We start from the raw sequence: 5,063 nt of genomic DNA, 5'->3' as shown, positions 1-5,063 counted from the left end.
AGCTGCACGCGCTGCTGCTCGCCGCCTGAAAGCTCCTGGTAGAAGCGGCCGGCAAAGCCGTCGAGGTCGACGCGCGCCAGCGCCCGCTCGGGCAAACGCGCATCCTCGCCAGGCAGCACGCCCGAGCGCCCGCCGATCAGGCCGAGGCGCACGATCTCGCGCACCGTGAATGGGAAGGACAGCGCCGTGGCCTGCGGCAGCACCGCGCGCAGCGTCGCCGCCTCGACCGGCTTCATGGCGGACAGGTCGCGGCCGTTGAGCGTGGCGGTGCCGGTATAAGCGAGCTCGCCGGTCAGCGCCTTGAGCAAGGTCGTCTTGCCGGACCCGTTCGGCCCCACGATCGCCGAGACCTCGCCGGGCCGCGCCGCGAAATCGACATGCGAGACGATGCGCTTGCCGCCGATCGTCACGGAGATGTCGCGCGCTTCGATCATGGCAAGCTCACAGATCAATGACGCCGCGCTTGCGCAGCAGTATCCACAGGAAGAACGGCGCGCCGGCGACCGCCGTGACGATCCCGATCGGCAGCTCGGCCGGCGCGACGATGGTGCGGGCGACCGCGTCGGCAATAAGCAGCAGCGATGCGCCGAGCAGCGCCGAGGCCGGCAGCAAATAGCGGTTGTCCGGTCCGATCGCCAACCGCAGGACATGCGGCACGACGATGCCGATGAAACCGATGCCGCCGCTGACGGCGACCGAAGCGCCGACCGCCGCCGACACCCCGACTATCGCGATGTATTTCAACCGCTGCACCGGGATGCCGAGATGGCCTGCGGTCGCCTCGCCCAACGCCAGCGCGTTGAGGCCGCGCGACAGGAATGGCATCGCGGCCAGCGCCAGGATGATCAGCACGACGGCGAGCAGGATGAAGGAAAGTGCCGCGCCCAGCGGCCAGTTGAAGACGGCGACGAACTGGTCCTCGATGACGGTGCCGTAGAAGGTGCCGGTGCGGCCGCCGAGGATGCGCGGCTCCATGAAGGAGCCGACCACCGGCACGAAGATCAGCGCCGCTCCCGCGATCAGCCCCGGCATCGACAGCGGGATGATGACGCGCCACAACACCTGCCGCCGCGACGCGCCGAGCGAGCGGCCCGCCTCGATCAGCGAGTCGTCGATGGCCTGCAGCGTGAGATAGCAGGTGAGCACCATGTAGGGCACATAGGAATGCACCAGGCCGATGATGACGGCCGGATAGGAATACATCAGATCGATGTTGATCTTGAACGGCAGCACGGCGTTGAGCGCCGTGTCGAGGATGCCGCCTTCGCGCAGCACCATCGCCCAGGAGAAGATGCGCACAAGGCCGTTCGACCAGAAGGGCAGGATGACGAGCAGGAAGATCGCCTCGCGGCCGCGCCCCTTCAGCACCTTGGCCAGCACATAGGCCGCCGGATAGCCGATGACGACGCACCACAGCGTCACCTCGAGGCCGAGCCGCAGGGAGGCGAAGAGCAGCGTCGAGTAGAGGCTCTGCGAGAAGAAGGCGGCGTAGTTGCCGAGCGTGAACGACCATTCCTTTCCGGCCAGCGGCAGGTCGGTCATGAAGGAGAAGAAGACCATGGCGGACAGCGGCAGGAAGATCGCAACCGTCAGCCACAGATAGGCGGGTAGGAGAAGCGGCAGGGCCGGCTTCAGTCCGCGGCGCGAACCGATCGCAAGCTGGTCAGCCATCCTGCCTCTCCTCCCCGAAAGACCTCGATTACTTCACGTTGACCTTCAGCTCCTGCCACAGCGCCAGATATTTCTCGCGCTGCTCGTCGGTGACCGGCGCCTGGAACTGGATGCGCTTGGCGACATCCGGGCTGCCCATGACCTTGCGGTTGAACGCATCCTCCGGCAGCGCGTCGACCGCCTTGGTGTTGGCCGAAACCGGCGCGCCGACCTTGGTGACCCATTCGACGTAGAACTTCGGATCGATCATGTAGTTGATGAAGGCCTCGGCGCCGGCGACGTTTTTCGAGCCGACGGGAATCGAGAAGGCGTCGAGCCAGGCGACGGCGCCCTCTTGCGGGATGACGAGGGAGACCGGCAGCTTGAAATGCGTCTTGGCACGGTCGGCCGAGCCGCTCCAATAGGTGCCGATGTCGATCTGGTTGGAGGCGACCATCTGGTTCCAGTCGTTCTCCGAGCTCCAGAAGGTCTTGATTTGGGGCATCAGCGAGGTGAGCTTCGCCTTGACCGCGTCCATATCCTTGATGTCGTTGATGTTCTGACCCGACGCGATCGCGCCGAACTGCACCGCCTCGACGGCGTCGTCGCGGATGATGACGCGGCCCTTATGCGCCGGGTCCCACATTTCGGCGATGCTTGTCGGCGGCTTTTCGAAGGACTTTTCGTTGATGGCCAGAGCCGTCAGGCCCCACACCCACGGCACGCCATAGACCTTGCCGTCATGGTTGAGCATCGGCGAGCCGGCCTTGTCCTTGGCGATGTCGGCATAGTTGGAGAGTTTCGAGACGTCGATCGGCTGGATCAGCTTGCCGGCCATCGCCTGGTCGTTGAAAGCGGCGTTGATCATGACGACGTCATAGAGGCCGGGATTGGTGCGGATCTTGGTCAGCATCTCCTGTTCGGAGTTGAAGAAGTCATTGACCACCTTGAAGCCGGTCGCCTTCTCGAAATTGGCGACCGCCCACGGCTCGTCGGCGCCGTAACCTTTCCAGTTGAGCACATGCACTTCCTCGGCGGCCTGTGCTGCCAGCGTGAAAGCGGAGACGAAGACGGCGGTGGCCGTCAGAAAAGCGGTCAGTCTGGGCATGCGCATGTTCTTTTCCTCTCATTGTTTGCCCGGTTGACGGGCTTGTTAAGTTGCAGTCGCTTCCGCCCGGCCAGGCGCGGTCATCGCTTCGCCGCGCTCGGTCAGGAACTCCTGGATCTCCATGTCGGTCGGCGCCGAGGACCCGCCATGGCGGGTGACCGAAAGCGCGGCGGCGGCATTCGCGTAGCGAGCCGCCTCGCGAGGGGACATGCCGCGCGAAAGGCCACTGACGAAGGCGCCGATATGCGTGTCGCCGGCCCCGTTGGTGTCGACGGCTTCCACCTCGAAACCCGGCACCGCGCGGGTGCCGCCATCGGCCATGCGCACCAGGCAGCCATGCGCGCCGGCGCGGATGACGACACCCTCGGCTTTGGGGCAATGCTCGGCGAGCAACCGGAGGGCGACGGTCTGCGCATCGCCGGCGCCGGCAATCTCGGCGGCCTCATTGGTGTTGCAGCTCAGCCAGGTCGCGCGCGCCAGCACCCTGTCCAGGATCGGGCGCGGAATATCGGCGATCACCGGCGTCGGATCGAAGACGAAAGGAACGCCGGCCGGCAGCGCCTCGATCCAGTCGACAAGCGCATCGCGGCTGCCGGGATAGCTCAGTGTGTAGCCCGAGGTGAAAACCCAGTCGCCCGAAAGGACTTGGACCGGCTTCATCATGTCGAACGTCAGCCGGCTCTCGGCGCCCGGCCAGGAGACGAAAGTGCGCTCCGCATCGCCGCTGATCATGGCCACGCAATTGCCGCTGTCCATCGAGGTCGACGGCGGCGTCAGCGTCTCGATGCCTTCGGCGGCGAAGGAGGCGCGCAGGAAGTCTCCGTCCGGCCCGGTGCCGAGCTGGCCGCCAAACACCACCTTCATGCCGGTGCGGCTTGCGGCGACCATCATGTTGAAACCGCCGCCGGCGACGCGGGCGTAAGCTGACGCGGTCTTTTCCGTGCCGGCCGCCGGCAACGCGTCGATGCGGTAGACGTAGTCCACCACCGCGCTGCCGACATGGACGAGCCGACCGCTCACGCCGCATCCTCCTTGCCTGGACCGGTCTTGGCCGTCCGGGCCGCGACCAGATCCGCAGCCAGCGCGCAGACCTCCGCGATGTCGATGCCATGCAGTTCGGCGATGCGGTCCTGCGGCAGCTTCGACAGACCGGCGCAGGCGCCGGCCATGCCGGCGGCAATCGCCCCGATCGTGTCGGTGTCGCCGCCGAGATTGGCGGCGATCACGGCAGCCCGCCAGGCGTCGCCTTGCGCGACCTCCAGCACCGCGAAGGCGGCCGGCACCGATTCCTGGCTGGCAACGCCGGTACCGATCAGGTCGACGATCTGCTTGATGGCTTCCTTCTCCGCCTTGCCGCGGACAAGCTCCTGCGCCCAGACAATGCGCACGGCGATGTCGCCGCCGGTGACCCAATGGCCAAGCGTAGCGCCAAGCCTTGCTGCCGCGACCGCATGGCCGGAAGCGGCGCGCCAATCGCCGCCCGAAATGCCAAGGCTGACTGCAGCGGCAACGGCACTGGCGGAAGCTATTGCGATGGATGTGTTGTGCGTGGCCCGGCAGGTTTCGGCCACCTTGGCGACCAGCGCGCCAAGCGGCTCCGACGGCATCATGATGCCGACCGGCGCGATGCGCATCGCCGCGCCATTGGTGTCGCCAGCGCGCCCGGCCTCTTCGGCCGGCACGCCGCTGTTGATGGCGTCGATGGCGCGCTTGGTCGATGGTCCGAGCAGGTCGTAGCTGCCGCGCGCCTTGACGTCGCGTTCCCAGCCGAGCAGCGCGTTCACCCAGCGCGCATGGTCGAAACGCTCGCCGGACTCGACCAGAATGTGGCCAAGCAGCAGTGCCTGCTCGGTGTCGTCGGTGATCGCGCCGGCCGGCAGCCCTTTCGACACCGGGTGATCGGCGGCGGGCGCGACGAAATCCTCGACATGGCCGTAAAGCTCGGCGATGCGGCCCGGCGACAGAAGCTGCGTCGGCATGCCTAGCGCGTCGCCCAGCGCCCCGCCGATCAGCGCGCCCATCGCCCGATCGATCGCATCCCCTGCCATGCTCAGAACTCCAGATGCAGCGCGAAATGCGCGGGGTTGAGCAGGCTGGTGACGAATTCGATGGCGCGCCCGTCGGCGGCGCGCGTCAGCCGGCGCGTGCGCAGGAACGGCGTGCCGGGCGCGCAGGCGAGAATGGCGGCGTCGGCAGCGCTCAGCATCTCGATGTCGACCCATTCCTCGCCATGGTCGGGCACGAGCCCTGCGCCACGCAGCGTCTGGTGCAGCGTGCCTTCGCGCAAGCCCCGCAGGGGTATGTC

6 protein-coding genes are annotated in these 5,063 nt (G+C 66.9%); all 6 read right to left on the bottom strand.

Going from position 1 to position 5,063, the window contains the following annotated elements; translation table 11 throughout:
* A partial coding sequence (locus tag EOA27_RS21265; protein ID WP_127257086.1) for an ATP-binding cassette domain-containing protein occupies positions 1-434 on the bottom strand: 434 nt, incomplete at its 3' end.
* 7 nt (positions 435-441) lie between these two features.
* The gene (locus EOA27_RS21260) at positions 442-1,671 is read right to left on the bottom strand and encodes an iron chelate uptake ABC transporter family permease subunit (RefSeq protein ID WP_127257084.1); all 1,230 of its coding nucleotides are present in this window, start codon (positions 1,669-1,671) and stop codon (positions 442-444) included.
* A 28-nt stretch (positions 1,672-1,699) separates the two neighbouring features.
* Positions 1,700-2,764 carry an ABC transporter substrate-binding protein gene (locus EOA27_RS21255; RefSeq protein ID WP_126081886.1) on the bottom strand — a complete coding sequence of 355 codons (1,065 nt, stop codon included), beginning with the start codon at positions 2,762-2,764 and terminating at the stop codon, positions 1,700-1,702.
* A 39-nt stretch (positions 2,765-2,803) separates the two neighbouring features.
* Positions 2,804-3,778 carry a PfkB family carbohydrate kinase gene (locus EOA27_RS21250; protein WP_126081885.1) on the bottom strand — a complete coding sequence of 325 codons (975 nt, stop codon included), beginning with the start codon at positions 3,776-3,778 and terminating at the stop codon, positions 2,804-2,806.
* Entirely contained in the window at positions 3,775-4,806 is a 1,032-nt protein-coding gene (locus EOA27_RS21245) for an ADP-ribosylglycohydrolase family protein (RefSeq protein ID WP_126081884.1), read from the bottom strand. The genes EOA27_RS21250 and EOA27_RS21245 overlap by 4 nt, the downstream gene beginning before the upstream one ends.
* Positions 4,807-4,808: 2 nt before the next feature.
* Positions 4,809-5,063: UTRA domain-containing protein (locus EOA27_RS21240; RefSeq protein WP_127257081.1), on the bottom strand; the 255-nt coding region annotated here is incomplete at its 5' end.

The organism is Mesorhizobium sp. M2A.F.Ca.ET.037.01.1.1, assembly GCF_003998075.1.
In the GTDB taxonomy this organism is placed as follows: Bacteria; Pseudomonadota; Alphaproteobacteria; order Rhizobiales; family Rhizobiaceae; genus Mesorhizobium.
Note: the sequence above shows the minus strand (reverse complement) of the source record. Positions and strands in the feature narration are given on the sequence as shown.

Coding starts and splice junctions, on each gene's coding strand:
- EOA27_RS21245 (WP_126081884.1), bottom strand. CDS start 4,806: ATGGCAGGGGATGCGATCGATCGGGCGATGGGCGCGCTGATCGGCGGG.
- EOA27_RS21255 (WP_126081886.1), bottom strand. CDS start 2,764: ATGCGCATGCCCAGACTGACCGCTTTTCTGACGGCCACCGCCGTCTTC.
- EOA27_RS21260 (WP_127257084.1), bottom strand. CDS start 1,671: ATGGCTGACCAGCTTGCGATCGGTTCGCGCCGCGGACTGAAGCCGGCC.